This is a genomic window from Bradyrhizobium icense (assembly GCF_001693385.1).
Lineage (GTDB): Bacteria > Pseudomonadota > Alphaproteobacteria > Rhizobiales > Xanthobacteraceae > Bradyrhizobium > Bradyrhizobium icense.
The window spans coordinates 117,109-134,862 of sequence record NZ_CP016428.1; the positions used below are offsets into that span (position 1 = coordinate 117,109).

A 17,754-nucleotide genomic window follows, 5' to 3' on the forward strand; every position below is an offset into this window, starting at 1 on the left:
TGGCATCAGCCGCTCTCGAGAAACTCCGGATCGGTGACGTTGTGCACGGAAGCCAACGGGACACGCGCTACCCTTCGCAGCCCGCGACAGCGCCGGTGCGTTAATCTTAATATGCTCTTCCCGCGTATCTCGTGCGCCTGAGAAATCCGACGCGGCCGTCCTGGCATGGTTCTGGCTACGCCCTTGGCGGAGCCCCTGTCTTGTCCCGTTTCGGGCCAAGGGAGACGGCGACAGCCGCGCCGATGAACCAGAACTACACACTGGCGTCGCGGCCGCAGACCAGCCGGGTCCCGCGCGGGTGGGCCGTGCTCTCGCGCTCGGCACCTTCTCCGGCTCGATCTTGCTGACCGATGTGTAGAGGAAGGAAGAATGGAATGTCAACTAGGAGGAGAAAAGCGATCCGCAAGACTGCACCGATTTTTGGTGCGGCCGCCGCTGCGGGGTTGTTCTCCGTGATGGGAACAGCAATGGCGGCGGATACTTCGGCTCAGCCAGTCAGTCACATCGTTCTGTCTGACGAAGCAGAAGTCACTTTTGTCGGTTGGAACAACGGCAACTCCCATTCCTATCCAGCGCGCACCCGTCGGGCCTGGGGTAAGGATGCTGGTGCCGTATGAGTGCCAATCGCACAAGCAAGAACGGGATGAACGGCGGCAACGCCGTTCATCTTTCAAATTTGAAGATCGTCAACGGCTGTCTCGCGTTCGATGTTTGCTCCGGCAAATTTCATCGCATTAACGAAAGCGCAGCATTTGTCATCAGCAAACTCAAACGACAGACACCCTTAGGAGCGCTCATCACCTCCTATTCGCAGCGCTACGAAATAACGCCAGCTATCGCTGCGCGGGACATCGAACTGTTCTTGAATGAAATATCGGTGGTACGATGACCAAGCAACTAAGGATCGCCGTCAGTGGCTTGCACCGTGGCGATAACCCACAACCCGGTCCCGCAGTTATTCGGAGCATTCGTCGCCGGTATCCGTCCGCTCAGATAATCGGTCTGTCATACGATCCGCTTGAGAGCGGAATCTTTAGCAAATCGGATGATGGCGTTGATGCGGCGTTTCTGATGCCGTTTCCAAATAAAGGCCCCAATGCTCTTATCGAACGTTTGGATGAAATCTCCCAAATCTATCCGCTCGACGTAGTCATTCCGTGTTTAGATTCGGAGCTTCCCAACTACCTCGACCTGTCCGACGAGTTCAAATCTCGCGGAATCAAAACGCCCCTGTTGACCAAGAAATCCTTTGATCGGCGTAGCAAAGAAAATCTATTCCAACTTGGAAAAGCAGCCGGCGTTCGTGTGCCACGAACAATTGTCGTCACTGATCTAATGGCTGCCCACAAGGCATGTGAGAAAATCGGATTTCCTCTGTTCCTGAAAGGCAAGCAATACGGCGCAGGACGAGTAACATCGCCTGCTGAAGTCGCCTATGTGTTTCATTCGCTTATGGCTGCGTGGGGTGGACCTGTAATCGCACAGTCCGCAGTCCATGGCAGTGGCGACGAATACGATGTGATCGGTCTGGGTGACGGGCGGGGCGGCCTGCTTGGTTCCTGTGCTATTCGCAAGATCATGTTGACCGGCAACGGCAAAGCGTTCGGTGGAATCGTTGTTGCCGATCCGGCTCTCCAAGAGAGCGTGGAAAAAATCATCAAGAAACTAAAATGGTGGGGCCCCTTCGAGCTTGAATTTGTCAAGGGTAAACAAGGTCACGAGCTAATCGAAATGAACCCACGGTTTCCGGCTTGGACTGACTTTCCGTCCCAGATCGGATGCAACCTCCCAGCCATGCTGGTTGACATGCTTTTTTCCCTCCCGGTAGCACCGGCCTCTCCGTGTGAACCAGGACGAATGTTCATTCGTCATAACCTTGATCTTGTGGGAGACATTTCGCAGTTGGCGGAGTTGTCCAACGGCTCCCTGATCAGAGACGCACGACCGAATCTGTTGCAATCTTTGGAGCCTGTGAACTAATGCGTGCCTCGCAATCAAAAACGTATTCGCCACCGACCATAACGGGGGAGTTGGGTCGCGGTGACGCCGTCGTCGCCCGCAACTCTCACAATCGGAACGTGCTGCCGTTTTGTGATCAAATCGACGGGGTCAAGATTGACGACCTTGTCAACCGCTTCGGCTCGCCTCTTTTCGTCTTCTCCGAACGCACGGTGATTGAGACGGCGCGGCGCGCTAAAAAAGCCTTCAACGACGTGTATCCGAATACGACGTTTGGTTGGTCTTACAAGACCAACTACCTCAAAGCGATCTGCAACATCTTCCACAAAGAGGGGTGGATCGCCGAAATCGTTTCTGATTTTGAGTATCAGAAGGCCGAACACGCTGGCGTTCCGGGTAGGGACATTATCTATAATGGTCCCTGCAAGTCGCGTGAGAGCCTTGAACACGCCCTGCGTCAAGGCTCCCTGGTTCAAATTGACAATTGGGACGAGCTTCGAGCGATCGAAGAAATTGCGTCTACAATGCATCGCCCCGTCGATGTTGGCGTCCGTATTTGGATGGACACCGGTTTGACTCCGGCTTGGTCCAAGTTTGGATTTGCATTGGCCAACGGCGAGGCGGCACGGGCTGTGTTGCGTGTTATCTCAAATCCACATTTGAATCTGCACACTCTGCACAGCCACATCGGTACCTATGTTCTGGAACCGAAAGCCTATGCCGTTGCGGCAGAGCGACTTGTTACCTTGCGAGAGATGGTCTTTCGCAAGACCGGCCATCTTGTGCCTTGCATTAATCTCGGTGGCGGTTTTCCTTCCAGCAGCTTGCTGCACGAAATGCCCGAGAACACTAAGGCGCCTCCGATTGAAGAATATGCTGAGGCGATTGCGGGCGTCCTGAATGCGCTCCCTCGCGTACGACGCCCACAATTGCGACTCGAAACCGGTCGCCACCTTATCGATGACGCAGGCTACTTGATTGCTTCCGTTGTCGCCGTCAAAGGAGCCGAACGCGATAAGGCTAAGCCCAGTTCAGGAAAGCAGACTCGCGGCGGCTATATCGTCGATGCCGGGGTGAACCTTCTCTACACTTCGACGTGGTTTAAAGTCGGCGTGATGCCCACTACGCCGAGTGATCCGCTGCTCACCAACGCCGTCAAACTCTATGGCTGTCTGTGTATGAACATAGATGTAATTCGGCAAGAGGTCGAGCTTCCGCCGCTTGAGGTCAATGACAAGTTGGTGCTCCATCCGGTTGGAGCTTATAACTTAACTCAGTCAATGCAGTTCATTGGCTTGCGACCCGCGGTAGTTCTTATCGGCCTTGATGGTTCCGTTAATGTGATCCGTCGCCGTGAGACGCTAATTGATGTCGAAAGTGGGGAGCAAGTTCCCACGCATCTCCAACTCAAAGCAACGTAGAACTACCGCGAAATCCACACTACTCTCGCCCGACGCCCCTGAAGAAGTATTAGGTTGTACCGATCGTGGCGAGTTACCTGGAAATAATTCTATCTGAGGATAGACCGAATCGACACAGGTCCGCGATATCGATTTCCATACCGTGATATGTCAGCATTTGGCCCATCGCGAAATTTTCCGTCATGCAAAACTCGGTTGCTATCGGGGCATGACGGACATCGAGCAAGCCTCACCCCGTTCAATTTGGCTGAAGCTGCCTACGAGCAGCAGGTGCCCATTCTACTTTGCATGGGGTTGTTTTCGAGATTTTTTGTCTGGGTCCTGCGGACGGACCGCCGAACAGGATCAGGCCACACTCTCCAGAAACGCCTCTTCCGCCGCCTGTACCGCGTCGGGGGTTCCGACATGCATCCAGACGCCGTCGAGCCTGAGGCCGAACAGCCGCTCCTGCTCGTTGGCGCGGTCGAACATTTTGGTCAGCGAAAACTCGCCCTTGGGCGCGTCGGCAAACAGCGACGGTGACATGATCGCCGCGCCCGCATAGACGAACGGCACCACCTGGTGTTCGCGCCGCTTGCGCAATGCGCCGTCCGGCAGCATGGCGTAGTCGCCGCGGCCGGCATAGCCGATGCTGCTCGTGGTCGGTGCCATCAAGAGCAGGATGTCCATGCGATCCGCGTCGAAGGTTTCGGCAAGCCGCTCCAGGTTGGGCCGCACGCCGTCGATCCACATCGTGTCGGCGTTGAGGTGGAAGAACGGCTCCTTGCCGAGCAGCGGCAGTGCTTTTACCACGGCGCCGCCGGTGCCGAGCACCTCGTCGCGCTCGTCGGAAATGACGATGCGCGGGCGCTTGCGGTTCGCGGTGTGCTGGATGATCTGGTCGGGCAGGTAATGCACGTTGACCACGGCCTCGCCGACGCCGGCACCGGCGAGCTTGTCCAGCACGTGATCGAGCAGCGGCTGGCCGGCGACGCTCACCAGCGGCTTCGGCATGTGGTCGGTCAACGGGCGCATGCGCAAACCGAGACCGGCGGCAAGGACCATGGCTTTGGTGGGCGAAACGGACATTTTTGGAGCTTCTCGAACCATCAAATCGCGCCGCGGATCATACCACGGCGATTCGCTTGAACCCAGCAACCATGAGGCCTTAGTAGCCGCACATGACGGCCGTACGACGGCCGCTGACGCAACCAAACGTCAGGCGTCGGCGTCCTCGCCGCGCTTGGCCGCTTTCTTCTTCTTGTCGCTCTGCTTCAGGAAGTTGACGCCGATCTGATCGCCATTGACCCAGGCCAGTTCACAGCGCCGATAGGCCAGTCCCGTCGACGACAGCAGCAGGAAGAATTCCTTCAGATGCAGGCCCTCGACCGAGCCTTCGACGGTCAGCTTGGCGCCGGTTTCGGAGACGTCCTCCATCACGCAATCGCGCCGCCAGGTGCCGTCGATTCCCATCATGTGCGCCGCAAAGCCGCGCTCGAATACGACTCGATCTCCCCTGCGCCGTTCCGCCCCCGCCATGGCCGTCTTCCCGATTCAAAATGCTGGTCCACGCCTGCGCAGCATGGCCGGTTCAGATTAGATGCGGGTTGGCTAACAGGAGGTAAATCAGGGCTGCGGCGGCGGCACGTTGGCGGCATACCATTCGCGAAACGCCGCCAATGCCGGGTGCGCCAGCGAGCGGTTCAAATAGGTCCAGATCCGGGGCTGGTGGCGCAGATATTGCGGCTTGCCGTCGCGCCCGTTGAGCCGGGCGAAGGTGCCGAGCAGGCGCGTATTCCGTTGCGCCGACATGATGGCATAGAGCTCGGCAAAGCTGGCCGGATCGAACTGGTCATCTACCGCGCGGCGTGCCTTGATGTAGCGGGTCAAGAGCGACAACTCGAGTTGTTCGGGGACGTCGATGCGCGCGTCCTGCAGCAGCGACACCAGATCGTAGGCGGCGGGGCCGAGCACGGCATCCTGGAAGTCGATGATCCCGACGCGTAAAATCCCGGTGCGCTCGCCAAGCCAGATGATGTTGGGCGAATGAAAATCGCGCATCACCCAGGTTCGCGGCGCAGCCGCCGGCTTTTCCAGCAGCGTTCGCCACATCGCGACGAATTCGCCGCGCCGTTCCTGGCTCACTTCAGCGCCGCGATCCGGCAGATACCATTCAAGCATCAGCCCGATTTCGACCAGCCATGCATCGATATCGTAGACGGGAATTTGGTATGCGCCCTGGGGCGTCAGCGGCGCCGTTTCGGGCAGGGGTTTGCGATGCAGCTCAGCCAGCATGTCGGTCGCCGCCTCATAGCGCTCGGCGATCGGCCGCGGCGGGTCGCCTTCGACGATGCCGGCGCTGCCGAAATCCTCGGTGATCAGGAATCCGGAATCGAGATCGGCGTGACGGATCGCGGGCGCCGAGAAGCCGTGCGCGCGCAGGCCATTGTCGATAGCGACGAACGGCTTGACGTCCTCGGCGAGATGAACGGCTGCGCTGTAGGATTTTCCGTCATAGATCGCCGGGCCGTCCGGACGGCGCGGCGAATTCATCAGGATGGATGTGCCGTCATCGTCGACCAGACGCGCATAGGAGCGCGTCGAGGCGTCGCCGGGCATGCGCTCGCGCGCTGCATCCAGGAATCCCGCCTCGGTGAGAAATTTGCGCAAGCTGCTTAGTCTCGCCACTTGCGCCGTCGCCTTGCCGTGGCCGGTGATCTCGGCGGCGCGCGCACTCGATCCGAGCGCGGGGCGGTGGCTGAAAGCGATGTCGATGCGGTCTTCGGGCAGCGCGTCGGGTGCGCGCTCCGGCCATTCGACCAGCGCCAGCGTGCCTTCGGGCAACGGTGACAAGCCGATCTCCTCCAGCTCGCTCGAATCGTTGATGCGGTAGAGATCGGCGTGGACAATTGGAAACGGCAGCTCGTAGCTCTGCGCCAGCGTGAATGTCGGGCTCGGCACTTCGAGTGCAGGATCGTCGGCGAGATAGCGGATCATGGCGCGCGCCGCCGCGGTCTTTCCCGCGCCGAGATCGCCCGACAGCGTAATGACGTCGCCAGGGCCGACCAACAGCGCGAGGTCGGCCATCAGATGCGCCGTTGCCGCCTCGTTTGCCAACGCCACTGTAAATGTCGCAGGCGCGGTCATTCGGCGGCGTTACGGTGGGCGTTCTGGTCGATCGGGAAGTCGCAGGTGACGGTCGTGCCTTTGCCGACGACCGAATCGACGCGCACCTTGCCGCCATGCAGTTCGACGAACGAGCGCACCAGCGACAGGCCGAGCCCGGCGCCGCGGTGCCGCGAGCCGTGCGAGTGGCTCTCGAACCAGTCGAATACCTTGTCTTTCACTTCGGCGGGAATGCCGGGGCCGGAATCGGAGACGGTGAAGATCACGCGATGCTCGGTTCGTCGCGCGCTGATCGTGACCGCGGCATCGTGCGGCGAGAACCCGACGGCGTTGGCGAGAAGATTATAGAGCACCTGCACCACGCGCCGCTCGTCACCGGTGAAGTTGCCGATGTCCGGATCGATATCGACCTTGAGCTCGATGCGGTCGGTCGCCAGCCGGTCCTGGATGCCTTCGGCCGCTGCCTGAATGGCTTTTTCGATATTGACCGGGCCGAGCTCGAGCTTCATGGCGCCGGCATCGATGGTGGCGAGATCGAGGATGTTGTTGGTGAGCGCGAGCAGCGCGTTGGTCGACTTGGTGACGTAGTCGAGGTACTCGGCCTGCTTTGGCGTCAGCGGGCCGGTCGAGGGATCGCTGAGGAAATGGGCGAAGCCGATGATGGTGGTCAGCGGTGCGCGCAGCTCGTAGGACACGTGGTGGACGAAATCCACCTTCATCTGGTCGGCGGCTTCCAGCGCCTCGTTGCGCTCGCGCAGCGCGCGCTCGACATTTTCGGTGTCGGTGATGTCCTGGAACGTCAACAACGTTGCGCCGTCGGGCAGCGGCATGGTCATGCAATCCAGCACGCTGCCGTCCTTGCGCTCGAGTTTCAGTGCCACCTGCGCCCGGTTCTCGATCGCGGTGATCGCCTCGCGCAGCGCCCGCCAGGTCAGCGCGTCGTCGAACAGCGGCTTGCACCACGCTTCCACGGTCTCGATGTGGGGCTGTTCTTTGAGCGATTCTGCCGACAGCTTCCACATTTTCAGGAAAGCGGGGTTGAACAGTTCCACGCGGCCATTGCTGCCGAACACCGCGACCGCTTCGGCTAGATTGTCGAGCGTTTCGTGCTGGACCCGGGTCAACCGGTCGTAGCGGCGTGCGAGATCGAGGCTCTCGGTGACATTGTCGAAAAGATAGGTGACGCCGCCTTCGAGGTTGGGCGTGGTGACGACGCTGACGGCGCGGCCGTCGGGCAGAAACCAGGTGTAGTTCTCCGGCTCGACGGCGCGATAGGCTTCGTGGAGCTTGGCCTTCCAGGCGCGGAAGTCGGGCTGTTCCGGCAGTTTGCGGGCTGCGCGCAGACGGTCGAGTACGCTCGAATCGTCGGGATTGGAATCGAGGAAGGCCTGATCGAGGCCCCACAGCCGCCGGTAGGACTCGTTGTAGAAGGCAAGCCGCCGCTGGCCGTCGAATACCGCAACCCCTGACGACAACTGATCGAGGGTGCGGCGATGGGCTTCCGCCATCCGCTCCATGGCGTCGCGCAACTGGGTCGCCTCGCTGGCGTCGATGGCGATGCCGGCGCTGCCGCCGCCCAGCCTGAGCGCCTGAACGTCATAGACGCGCCGCTCGCCGCCGACCACGATCGGCAGCCGCGCGGTATAGGTGGAATTGTCGCTCAGCACCCTGCCCATCTCGGTACGATGGTCGTTCTCCAGAAGTTCGAGGTTGCGGTGGATCGTGTCCGCGACGCTTGCACCTTCGGTGGCCCGCACATAGGCGGTGTTCGCGTAACGCAGATTGCCCTCCGCGCTCTTGGCCCAGATCGGCCAGGGCGCCGCGGCGGCGAAGTCGCGCAGCAGCTCGGTCTCCTCCAACAGCGTCCTGTAGCGGAGATTGGATTCGGCGAGTTCACGGCGCAAGCCACCGAGTTCGCGAATCCGCACAATCGCTTGCCCCCCAATGGCGCGGCCCATCGCTTCGATCGCGCGGCCGTTCGAGGTGGAGAGGTTGAGCAGAAAGCCTTCGCCGGCTTCGCGCAGCGCGTCGACCGCATGGTCCATCTGCAGCGCCGGTTCCGGCGGCAGCCAGGTTCCAAAGGCAAGAATGCGTTGCGGCGAATTCGACAGCGCGTCCTGCGAGATCAGAAGCGAGGCATCGCCGCTGATCTGGGGCCGGTTGTCGCCCGCGGCCCAGGCGATCAGGATCTGGGGCTCGGCGAACAAGAGCGCGCGCAGCCGATCGGCCTGCACCTGCAGCTCGGCGATGTCGGAGCGCAGGCCGAGTTCCAGCCGGGTGGCCCGAATGCGCGTGCGCATCAGCAGGATCGCGGCCACCACGGTAAAGCCGAGCAGCGATAGCGCCGTCGTCAGCGCCGCGAACTCCTGGTGATTGAGGTCGAGCAAGGCATGAAGGGCTTGCGTGATGGTCAAATCGTCAGCCAATGCGGGTTCCGGCAGCGCGGAGAGAGCGGTGGCGAGCACAATCGCGCCGTGGCGCGCCAGTGAGGTGCACGACAGCAGGGTTCGACGCATCGCAGCGACTACGCCCGACATTATTTGCCCCAAGAACGCATGACTGCAGGCACCACCCCCAGCACATAATCCGCCAAAATGTGAGCGGTTTGCGTTGAGATTATGCGCCGACTAAGGATTGAGCGCGCCCGGACACAAAACCGGACCCCACTTTTGCTGGCCGCGCTCTACACGAATCGGGTCGAGAGTATCCCCTTCGGAAGTCGACCGGTAAGAGTCCAGACCGTGAACGCAAAACTGCCTGTGAAAAAATCAAGGCGGCGGAGTTCCAAGCCGTTCAAACTGAAAGGATTCAGCGGCCGGTCGAGCCAAAACCGCCGCTGCCACGGCCGGTTGCCGTCAGCGAGGCGACGGGAACCAGTTCCGCTTGCACCACAGGCGCGATCACCATCTGCGCGATGCGCTCGCCGCGCTTGATTGGAAAGGGCGTATCGCCGTGGTTGATCAGGAGCACGTTGATCTCGCCGCGGTAATCCGCATCCACCGTGCCGGGCGAATTCAACACCGTGACGCCGTGTTTGGCGGCAAGCCCGGAGCGCGGCCGCACCTGCGCCTCATATCCGGATGGCAACGCGATCGTGAGCGCGGTCGGCACCATGGCGAATTTTCCGGGCGGGAGGATCAGCGGCGTATCCGCCGGCACCGCCGCGAGCAGGTCGAGCCCGGCGGCATCGGCGCTCTGATAGGCCGGTAGTGCGAGGCCTTCGCCGTGCGGCAGTTGGCAGACATCGACCTTCACTGTCACGCTCACGAATTCTTCTCCACGGTCTTCGCAATCTTCGCCACCAGTTCGGCTGCCACCTGTTCCTTGGTCATCACCGGCCAAGACTCCACCTTAATGCTATCGACGTTGATTTCCTCGCCGTCACGCGTCAGCAGGTGAACGGTGTTGCGGTCGCCGCCCATCACGCCGGTTGCAGGCGACACGTCGTTGGCGACGATCCAGTCGCAGCCCTTGCGGGCGATCTTGGCTTTTGCGTTGTCGATCAGATGCTCGGTTTCGGCAGCAAAGCCGATCACCAGCGGCGGACGTTTGTCTGTCAGCTTGGAAATCGTCGCCAGAATGTCGGGATTTTCCACCAGTTGCAGTGGCGGCATGCCGGCAGAGGTTTTCTTCAGCTTCTGCTCGCCTTCATTGGCAACGCGCCAGTCGGCAACGGCGGCTGCGAAAATCGCGATGTCGGCCGGCAAGGCGGCTTCCACCCGATGCAGCATGTCACGCGCCGATTCGACCCGGATCACCGTGACGCCGGGGGGATCGCGCAAGTCGACCGGGCCGGAGACCAGCGTGACGTCGGCGCCTGCGGCCTGGGCGGCGGCGGCGATGGCAAAGCCCTGCTTGCCGGAGGAGCGGTTGGCGATATAGCGCACGGGATCGATCGCCTCATGCGTCGGGCCTGCCGTGATCAGCACGCGCTTGCCCGCGAGCGGGCGCGGTCGCGGCGGGCGCAGGATGTCGATGGCGGCAGCCGCGATTTCGACCGCCTCCGACATCCGCCCGATGCCGGCCTCATTGGACTCAGCCATTTCCCCGGCGCTGGGGCCGATCATGTGGATGCCGTCGCGCCGAAGCTGCAGCACGTTACGGCGGGTGGCGGCGTTGTTCCACATCAGGGGGTTCATGGCGGGCGCCAACAGGATCGGGCGGTTGGCCGCCAGCAGGATCGCGCTGGCAAGATCGTCGGCATGGCCGTGCGCCATCTTCGCCATCAGGTCTGCGGTCGCCGGCGCCACGATGATCAAATCGCATTCGCGCGCCAGCCGGATATGGCCAGCATCGAATTCGCTGCCGGGATCGAACAGATCCGTATAGACGCGCTCGTGCGACAGCGCACTGGCCGAAAGCGGCGTGACGAATTGTTGCGCGGCCCTGGTCAACACGCAGCGGACATCGACGTGCCGCTCTTTCAGCCGCCGGATAAGCTCCAGCGACTTGAACGCGGCAATGCCGCCGCCGATGATCAGGGTGACACTCCGTGCGCCGGTAGCGTTGACCGATGGCGCTGCCCGTGCGGGGGCTTCAGAGGACGGGAGTGCGGTGGTGGCGCCGGATAATTCCGGGCGCGCTTGGATTAGTTCTCCCAGGATGACCCGAACTTCCTCTTCGACGGAGCGGCCGTTTCCGGCCGATCGGAGTCGCAGATAGGCTTTGACGGCTTCGTCGAGTTTTCGGATGGTTAGGCTGGCCATGGGCGGCCTCCGGTAAAGGTGTGCCGTCAATGCTAGCACAATGTGCTAGCATTGCAATCAAAGCTGCCGGATTGCAACCAGAATTCCGATGAAGGTCGCCGCGATGATCCAGAGCGCCACCGTACGCCAGCGGCTCTTGCGGCCTTCGGCCCGGCCGAGCGCTGCAATGGTCTCAGGCGACAGCGTCAGCCCCTCCCGCGTCATCTTTTCCATGTTCTCGATCACGGCAGCCGCCCGCGAAGCGATCGCCGGCAGGCCGGTCATCACGCGCCCGAGTTCGCCGGCGCCGGTCATGGCCCCCTGAACCCGCCCGAGCGGACCGAGATTGCGCTCGATCCATTCGCGCACCACGGGATCGGCGACCTTCCAAATATCGAGCTTCGGGTCGAAGCCGCGCGCGACGCCTTCGACCACAACCATGGTCTTCTGCAGCAGGATCAGTTCGGGCCGGGTCTGCATGTCGAACAGGCCGGTGACCTCGAGCAGCAGGGTCAACAGCTTCGCCATCGAGATTTCTTCGGCGGTGCGGTTGTGGATCGGCTCGCCGATGGCGCGGATGGCTTGCGCGAAATTCTCCACCGAATGATGCCCCGGCACGTAGCCGGCCTCGAAATGGACTTCCGCAACGCGGCGGTAGTCGCGCGTGATGAAGCCCAAAAGAATCTCGGCGAGGAAGCGCCGCTCCTTCACGCCGAGCCGGCCCATGATGCCGAAATCGACCGCCACCAGCCGGCCGGCTTCGTCGAGAAACAGATTGCCGGGATGCATGTCGGCATGGAAGAAGCCGTCACGCAGCGCGTGACGCAGGAAGCTCTGGATCACCTTGCGCCCGAGGTCGGGCAGATCGACCTGCGCTGCTTCGAGGCGCGCATGGTCGTTCAGCGCGATGCCGTCGATCCACTCCATCGTCAGCACGTTATGCGTGGTGCGGTCCCAGTCGACCACCGGCACGCGGAAATCCGGATCGTCGCGGGTATTCTCTGCCATCTCGGACAGGGCGGCAGCCTCGAGCCGCAGGTCCATCTCCATCGCGACCGAGCGCGACATCGTGTTGATGACCTCGATCAGCCGCAGCCGCCGCGCTTCGGCCGAATGCGCTTCCGCGTTGTGCGCGACAAAGAAGAAGTCCGAGAGGTCGCGGCGAAAGCGCGTGGCGACATTGGGCCGCAGCACCTTTACGGCGACCGGCTGGCGTACGCCATCGCGCTCGATCTCGCCGCGATGCACCTGCGCGATCGACGCGGCGGCGACCGCCGGGCCGAGGCTGACAAAGGCCTTAGCCACAGAGCGTTCCAGCGACAGTGCGATCACCGCTTCCGCTTCGCTTTGCGAAAACGGCGGCAGCCGGTCCTGCAGGCTTTCCAGGTCGCGCGCCATCGCAACCCCGACCACGTCGGGACGGGTCGCCAGAAACTGTCCGAGCTTGAGGTAGGCCGGTCCCAGCCGCGTCAGCGCGCGTGACAGCCGCGGGCCGGATTTGGCACCGGGCCGCTCGATCAATCGCGCCAGCCGCAGCGCGAGCTGCCCGGGCGCCGGCACCAGGCTCGGATCGACGACGCCGAACACGCCCTCGCGCGCGAACACGTAAGCGGCGCGGACGAGCCGCGCGATGTGGGTCGCCGCAGAAATCACAAGCGCCAGCCCGAATGCAGTGCCACGATCCCGCCGGAAAGGCTCTCCCATTTCACCCGCGAAAAGCCGGCGGCGCGGATCATCTCGGCAAATACATTGGGCCGGGGGAATTTCCGGATCGATTCGACGAGGTACTGATAGGATTCCGCATCGCCGGTCACGGCGCGGCCGAGCGGCGGGATTACCCTGAACGAGAACTGGTCGTACAACCAGTCCAGTCCGGGAACGTCGACGGTGGAGAATTCCAGGCACAGGAATCGGCTGCCCGGCCGCAGCACGCGATAGGCCTCGCGCAGCGCGGCATCGATCCGCGGCACGTTGCGAATGCCGAAGGCGATGGTGTAGGCGTCGAAAGAGCGATCCGGAAAAGTCAGCGCCTCGGCGTTGCCCTCGACGAAAGACACCTGATGGTCGAGATGCTGCGCCAGCGCGCGGTTGTGGCCGACCTCGAGCATATCTATATTGATGTCGCAGACGGTAGCGCGGAAGCCAAAGCCTGCGGCCTTGGCCGCGCGGAAGGCGATGTCGCCGGTGCCGCCGGCGATGTCGAGCAGCGCAAACGGCGCGTCGCCCCTCGGCGGATTGAGCGCCGTGATCATGATGTCTTTCCAGACCCGGTGCAGGCCCGCCGACATCAGGTCGTTCATCAGGTCATAGCGCCGGGCCACGCTGTGAAACACGTCGTTCACCAGCGTCTGCTTGTCGCCCAGGGGCACGTCCCTGAAGCCAAAATGGGTGGTTTGATCCGGCCGATCCATTAGATGTACTCCACTACCGGACCATAGCGCGCCCGTCGCAATGGCGCTATCACGTCACCTCCATAAGGTGAATGCCTGCATGCCTGAATTGCCCGAAGTCGAGACCGTCCGACGCGGCCTGCAACCCGCCATGGAGGGGGCGAAAATCCTCAAAGCGGAAGCCCGGCGCAAGGATTTGCGCTTTCCCTTTCAAAAAGACTTTATCGCGCGGCTGGAGGGCCAGACCGTGACTGGGCTAGGCCGGCGCGCCAAATACCTGATGGCGGATCTTACCTCCGGCGACGTGCTGTTGATGCATCTGGGCATGTCCGGCTCGTTCCGGGTGCTCGATGGCGGCGCTAACGACACGCCGGGGCAATTCCACCATCCGCGCAGCGAGGACCGCGCTCATGATCACGTGGTGTTTCACATGTCGTCGGGCAGATCCGTCGTGTTCAATGATCCGCGCCGCTTCGGTTACATGAAGATTATTGCCCGCAACGTGCTGGAGCACGAGCCGCTGTTGAAGGGCCTCGGGCCCGAGCCGCTCGGCAACGAATTCGACGCCGCGATGCTGGCGCAGTCCTGCTTCAACAAGAAGACCAGCCTGAAGGCCGCGCTGCTCGACCAGCGGGTGGTCGCCGGCCTCGGCAATATTTATGTCTGTGAGGCGCTGTACCGGTCGCATCTCTCGCCGCGGCGGCTGGCGGCGACACTGGCAACGAAAAAGGGCGAGCCGACCGACCATGCCGGGCGGCTGGTGAATGCGATTCATTCGGTGCTGAATCAGGCGATCAAGGCCGGCGGCTCCTCGATCAGCGATCATCGGCTGACCTCGGGCGAGCTCGGCTATTTCCAGCACTCGTTCCAGGTCTATGACCGCGAGGGCGAAAAGTGCCAAACTAAGGGCTGCGGCGGTGTCGTGCGGCGCTTCGCCCAAAACGGCCGTTCGACCTTCTGGTGTCCGAAATGTCAGAAATGACCATCACGCCGACGCTCGAAACGAAGCGACTGATCTTGCGGCCGCTGGCGCTGTCCGATGCGCCGGCGATCCAACGCCATTTCAACAACTGGAACATCATCCAGCATCTCGCGCAGGTCGTTCCCTGGCCGTATCCGGAAGACGGCGCGGAGACCTTCATCAAGCAGGAATTGGAAAGGGTCGCTGCGGGGGAAGTTATCTATAATTGGATGCTGGTGCTGCGCGGCGGTGACGGGGAGGCGATCGGGAATATTCGCTTTCGTCCCTGGACAGACAGCGCGAAGGGCAACAGGGGCTTCTGGCTCGCGGAGCGCTATTGGAATCAGGGCTTGATGAGCGAAGCCGTCTCGGCGGTGAACGATTTCATATTCCGCGAACTGGGTGTTGAGGTCTTCTACGCCTGCAACGCAGTGACCAATGAGGCATCGCGCCGGGTCAAGCAAAAGACCGGTGCCGAACTCGTTGGCTACACCGAGCTTGCCCATCACAACGGTCAGACGCTGGCGGAACGATGGCGTGTGACGCGGGAAAAGTGGCTGCGCCGGAACAGGTAGCGGAGCGAAGCAATCCGGCGGGGCCGGTGAGCCGGATTGCTTCCGCCTTCGCCCGCCGGGCTTCGGCGGACAAGCCCCCGCGTTGCCCCTCGCAGTGAGGTTGCGGAGCGCGGGGTGTCAGCTTCGAGCTGGCGCTCTCAGGAAGAGGGCGCTGTCGTTTTCGATGGGCGCGAGCGCAGCCATTGCCGGAAGAATCTCCGGGGTTTCCGCGAACGCCTCGGCGAACTCCTCGTCGGCGGCCGTCGCATCGTTCAACCTGGCCGCGATCCATTGCCAGAGGCCACGGATTTCCTCGGCGGATTTGCCGTTTGGCGCATATTCGCTGACCGCAAGGCCGGCGCTCAAGGCGTCCTGGTGATCGTTGCGCATCACGATGAAAGGACTGGCAACAATATCGATGATGTCGAGCGCGGCCTCATCGCTCAGCGCATTTTCCGCGCCGGCGAGGCGCGCCGCGGCCCGGATCGGGGTCTGGTTCAGGACGTAGGCGAAAGGCTTTTGCCAGGCCCTGACGACGCGCAGCGTCGCGGCGGTCGCCTCGATGTCGGCGATGCTCGGACGTGTCGGAATCAGGCAGAAGTCGGCATAACGAATGGCTGAATTGGTCGCTGCGCTGACCCCGCCGGCGGTATCGACGATCGCTACCGTCACGCCCTCGCGGTCGAGCGATTGCAGGCGTTGTTCAAGCTCCCTGGCGGCGTAGACCGGCTCAACGATCGGCTGGGCATATCGGCGCCGGCGCCGCCAGTTTGAAACGGTGCCCTGCGAGTCCGCCTCGATCAGACGGACAGCGTGGCCGGCCCGGATGGCGGCAAGTGCAAGGCTGATGGCGAGCGTGCTTTTCCCCGAGCCGCCCTTCTGGGTGGCCAATACGATCGTCTGCATTTCAAGTCCTTTGGATGGCTTTCAGGTATTTGGGTTACGGCACACGAGCTGCGCCGCATTCTGCGACGCCGAGTTACGCGCTCGCTCAGACGTGCCCAGCCCGATCCAAAGGTCAGGGGATCGCGGTAGTCCGAATCAGTCAGCTTGCAATGATGCCCCATTATGGAAATGGGGTCATCCGGGCAAATACTGCCGTGCGGCGCATTTTGCCAATGAAAACGGCAGCAGAAGCAGACGCAGCGCCCCCTCGGCGATGCGTAGCATCTTCCGCGACACGAACTCTACTTCCTGACGCAGATCACGCGGACCACCGACGCCTTGGCATCGGTCGATCCGCCGGCTGCATTGATGCCGTTGGCTTTGAGGAAGTCGCGCACGGTATCGGCTGTCACCAGCACGGCCTGCGCCGCCGGTATGCCATTGGTGGGTCCCGCCACCTGAACCGGCTTCAGCAGCGCGATGCCGGCGAACTTGCCGTCGCCGTCCTGCGCGGGCGCGCCGGAAAAGCCAAGCGCCGGCGCGGCTGTCAGCGCGATGTCGCTGCCGCCGCCAAGCTGGGACACCGAAGCCTTGACGCTGGTCACCGCCCTGCCGCCGCCCTGGTTCTGCGGATCGGCAATGCCGGTGACGTCGAGCGCCATCTTGGTGGCGGCGTTGGCGAGATTGAGCGCCTTCAGCCCGCGTGCGCCATAGATGCGCAAAAGCGCAAGATCGTGCTCCTTGTCCGCGGCGACGCGATCGGCATTGCCGAAGCCTGCAATTGCGACCGCGAGGCAGCCATCGGTGATCTGGCGGTCGGCCAGAATCGCGCCGTCGTCACCGACGACGACACCGGTGCCGTATTCCACGCTCTTGCGCGGGGGAGGCCCCGCCGTCTGCGCTGCCACCGGAAATGCGTTGAACGCGCTCGACATCGCGATCACGACCGGCTCGACGATGTTCTCGGTCGCCTGGTCGTACATGATGGTGAGGATGCGGACCTCGTCGCCCTTGAAGGTGCCGCGCATATAAAACTTCTTCAGGCCCTGCCGGCCGGACAGCACGAAGAATTCCGGCTTGACCACGGTATAGTCGATGTTGCGGCCCGGCTCCTTCTTCTCGCGCTCTGCGAGTTTTGCCGTGGTCGGATTGGCTTCCTTGCGCCGTGCCAGTTGAATCTGGATCGTGCCGGTCGGCGAGGTCCATTTGGTGCCGTTGGCGTCGCTGGCCTGCTGCGGCACCAGCTTGGTCGGAATCCCCAGCCGCACGCCGGTGCCGGGATCGATGGCGACCTTCCAGCCGACGCTCTCCTGCTTTTTCCTGGCAGTATCGGTGAGGAGGCCGCGCTCCTGCGGATTGAGCACGCCGGTTGGCTTAGCCCCGCGCGACTTCTGGAATTCCTTGATGGCATTGACCATGCGTTCGCTGACGTCGCCGGTGATCGCGCCGTTATATTGCCCCACCCAGGCGAGGTCCGACTGCAGCGCGAGCCGCTCGGCCTGGCTCATAGCCTTCGCCGTGTCCTCCGGCTTCTGCAGCGCGGGACGGATTGGCACCGTCGTGACTTGTTTAGGCTTGGTACCCGCCGTGGAAGGTGGCGTCATCTGCGCCTGCGCGGCGGCCTCGGAGATCACAAAAACCGAGGCTGCGATCGTCAATGTTGCTGAAAGCACCAATCTCATGACAAATCCCGGCAGAATAAGGAGGGTGCGATCATTGACGCCCGGCCAATTAAGCACATCTGCTTAGTCGGCAACAACCGCGCCCCGGTTCAGGGGGATCCCCTCACGATGA

Annotated in this window: 15 protein-coding genes; 5 read left to right on the forward strand and 10 right to left on the reverse strand. The window is 62.3% G+C overall.

From position 1 onward, the window contains the following. Window positions 1–613: 613 nt before the first annotated feature. Genes LMTR13_RS00620 through LMTR13_RS00630 form a run of 3 tightly spaced genes read left to right on the forward strand, consistent with a single transcriptional unit; the run spans window position 614 to window position 3,380 of the window. Window positions 614–889: a PqqD family protein gene (locus tag LMTR13_RS00620; RefSeq protein ID WP_083218573.1), complete on the forward strand. Its 276-nt coding sequence runs from the start codon at window positions 614–616 to the stop codon at window positions 887–889. Then, on the forward strand, window positions 886–1,980 hold the full coding sequence (locus LMTR13_RS00625; RefSeq protein ID WP_065726233.1) for an ATP-grasp domain-containing protein: 1,095 nt from the start codon (window positions 886–888) through the stop codon (window positions 1,978–1,980). The genes LMTR13_RS00620 and LMTR13_RS00625 overlap by 4 nt, the downstream gene beginning before the upstream one ends. Beyond that, window positions 1,980–3,380 carry a type III PLP-dependent enzyme domain-containing protein gene (locus LMTR13_RS00630; protein ID WP_065726234.1) on the forward strand — a complete coding sequence of 467 codons (1,401 nt, stop codon included), beginning with the start codon at window positions 1,980–1,982 and terminating at the stop codon, window positions 3,378–3,380. The genes LMTR13_RS00625 and LMTR13_RS00630 overlap by 1 nt, the downstream gene beginning before the upstream one ends. A gap of 345 nt (window positions 3,381–3,725) precedes the next feature. On the opposite strand, the gene LMTR13_RS00635 is transcribed toward LMTR13_RS00630, so the two are convergent. The 8 genes from LMTR13_RS00635 to ubiE all read right to left on the reverse strand — a co-directional run bounded on the left by LMTR13_RS00635 (window position 3,726) and on the right by ubiE (window position 13,581). Beyond that, window positions 3,726–4,448 carry a nucleotidyltransferase family protein gene (locus tag LMTR13_RS00635; protein WP_065726235.1) on the reverse strand — a complete coding sequence of 241 codons (723 nt, stop codon included), beginning with the start codon at window positions 4,446–4,448 and terminating at the stop codon, window positions 3,726–3,728. 129 nt (window positions 4,449–4,577) lie between these two features. Beyond that, a complete protein-coding gene (locus LMTR13_RS00640; RefSeq protein WP_065726236.1) occupies window positions 4,578–4,898 on the reverse strand; it encodes a PilZ domain-containing protein in 321 nt (106 codons plus the stop codon). Between the two features lie 87 nt (window positions 4,899–4,985). Continuing rightward, a complete protein-coding gene (tsaE, locus tag LMTR13_RS00645; RefSeq protein WP_065726237.1) occupies window positions 4,986–6,506 on the reverse strand; it encodes a tRNA (adenosine(37)-N6)-threonylcarbamoyltransferase complex ATPase subunit type 1 TsaE in 1,521 nt (506 codons plus the stop codon). Next, window positions 6,503–9,022, reverse strand: a complete 2,520-nt coding sequence (locus tag LMTR13_RS00650; RefSeq protein WP_065726238.1) for a PAS domain-containing sensor histidine kinase — start codon at window positions 9,020–9,022, stop codon at window positions 6,503–6,505. Before LMTR13_RS00650 ends, tsaE begins: the two co-directional genes overlap by 4 nt. 271 nt (window positions 9,023–9,293) lie before the next feature. Further along, the gene (dut, locus tag LMTR13_RS00655) at window positions 9,294–9,752 is read right to left on the reverse strand and encodes a dUTP diphosphatase (protein ID WP_065726239.1); all 459 of its coding nucleotides are present in this window, start codon (window positions 9,750–9,752) and stop codon (window positions 9,294–9,296) included. After that, window positions 9,749–11,191, reverse strand: coding sequence for a bifunctional phosphopantothenoylcysteine decarboxylase/phosphopantothenate--cysteine ligase CoaBC (coaBC, locus tag LMTR13_RS00660; protein WP_065726240.1), 1,443 nt, complete (start codon window positions 11,189–11,191; stop codon window positions 9,749–9,751). The genes dut and coaBC overlap by 4 nt, the downstream gene beginning before the upstream one ends. A gap of 57 nt (window positions 11,192–11,248) precedes the next feature. Beyond that, the gene (gene ubiB, locus LMTR13_RS00665; RefSeq protein ID WP_065726241.1) at window positions 11,249–12,823 is read right to left on the reverse strand and encodes a 2-polyprenylphenol 6-hydroxylase; all 1,575 of its coding nucleotides are present in this window, start codon (window positions 12,821–12,823) and stop codon (window positions 11,249–11,251) included. After that, window positions 12,820–13,581 carry a bifunctional demethylmenaquinone methyltransferase/2-methoxy-6-polyprenyl-1,4-benzoquinol methylase UbiE gene (ubiE, locus tag LMTR13_RS00670; RefSeq protein ID WP_065726242.1) on the reverse strand — a complete coding sequence of 254 codons (762 nt, stop codon included), beginning with the start codon at window positions 13,579–13,581 and terminating at the stop codon, window positions 12,820–12,822. Before ubiE ends, ubiB begins: the two co-directional genes overlap by 4 nt. Before the next feature lie 79 nt (window positions 13,582–13,660). Between ubiE and mutM the strand changes: the two genes are divergently transcribed. Beyond that, on the forward strand, window positions 13,661–14,542 hold the full coding sequence (gene mutM, locus LMTR13_RS00675; RefSeq protein ID WP_065726243.1) for a bifunctional DNA-formamidopyrimidine glycosylase/DNA-(apurinic or apyrimidinic site) lyase: 882 nt from the start codon (window positions 13,661–13,663) through the stop codon (window positions 14,540–14,542). Beyond that, the gene (locus LMTR13_RS00680; RefSeq protein WP_065726244.1) at window positions 14,539–15,096 is read left to right on the forward strand and encodes a GNAT family N-acetyltransferase; all 558 of its coding nucleotides are present in this window, start codon (window positions 14,539–14,541) and stop codon (window positions 15,094–15,096) included. The genes mutM and LMTR13_RS00680 overlap by 4 nt, the downstream gene beginning before the upstream one ends. Window positions 15,097–15,213: 117 nt before the next feature. On the opposite strand, the gene LMTR13_RS00685 is transcribed toward LMTR13_RS00680, so the two are convergent. Together LMTR13_RS00685 and LMTR13_RS00690 are read right to left on the reverse strand one after the other, a co-directional pair. Beyond that, window positions 15,214–15,981 carry a ParA family protein gene (locus LMTR13_RS00685; RefSeq protein WP_065726245.1) on the reverse strand — a complete coding sequence of 256 codons (768 nt, stop codon included), beginning with the start codon at window positions 15,979–15,981 and terminating at the stop codon, window positions 15,214–15,216. Between the two features lie 281 nt (window positions 15,982–16,262). Continuing rightward, window positions 16,263–17,642, reverse strand: a complete 1,380-nt coding sequence (locus LMTR13_RS00690; protein WP_065726246.1) for a serine protease — start codon at window positions 17,640–17,642, stop codon at window positions 16,263–16,265. Window positions 17,643–17,754: the final 112 nt, after the last annotated feature.

Coding starts and splice junctions, on each gene's coding strand:
- coaBC (WP_065726240.1), bottom strand. CDS start 11,191: ATGGCCAGCCTAACCATCCGAAAACTCGACGAAGCCGTCAAAGCCTAT.
- LMTR13_RS00680 (WP_065726244.1), top strand. CDS start 14,539: ATGACCATCACGCCGACGCTCGAAACGAAGCGACTGATCTTGCGGCCG.
- LMTR13_RS00650 (WP_065726238.1), bottom strand. CDS start 9,022: ATGTCGGGCGTAGTCGCTGCGATGCGTCGAACCCTGCTGTCGTGCACC.
- LMTR13_RS00640 (WP_065726236.1), bottom strand. CDS start 4,898: ATGGCGGGGGCGGAACGGCGCAGGGGAGATCGAGTCGTATTCGAGCGC.
- LMTR13_RS00690 (WP_065726246.1), bottom strand. CDS start 17,642: ATGAGATTGGTGCTTTCAGCAACATTGACGATCGCAGCCTCGGTTTTT.
- LMTR13_RS00685 (WP_065726245.1), bottom strand. CDS start 15,981: ATGCAGACGATCGTATTGGCCACCCAGAAGGGCGGCTCGGGGAAAAGC.
- mutM (WP_065726243.1), top strand. CDS start 13,661: ATGCCTGAATTGCCCGAAGTCGAGACCGTCCGACGCGGCCTGCAACCC.
- tsaE (WP_065726237.1), bottom strand. CDS start 6,506: ATGACCGCGCCTGCGACATTTACAGTGGCGTTGGCAAACGAGGCGGCA.
- LMTR13_RS00625 (WP_065726233.1), top strand. CDS start 886: ATGACCAAGCAACTAAGGATCGCCGTCAGTGGCTTGCACCGTGGCGAT.
- ubiE (WP_065726242.1), bottom strand. CDS start 13,581: ATGGATCGGCCGGATCAAACCACCCATTTTGGCTTCAGGGACGTGCCC.
- LMTR13_RS00630 (WP_065726234.1), top strand. CDS start 1,980: ATGCGTGCCTCGCAATCAAAAACGTATTCGCCACCGACCATAACGGGG.
- LMTR13_RS00635 (WP_065726235.1), bottom strand. CDS start 4,448: ATGTCCGTTTCGCCCACCAAAGCCATGGTCCTTGCCGCCGGTCTCGGT.
- LMTR13_RS00620 (WP_083218573.1), top strand. CDS start 614: ATGAGTGCCAATCGCACAAGCAAGAACGGGATGAACGGCGGCAACGCC.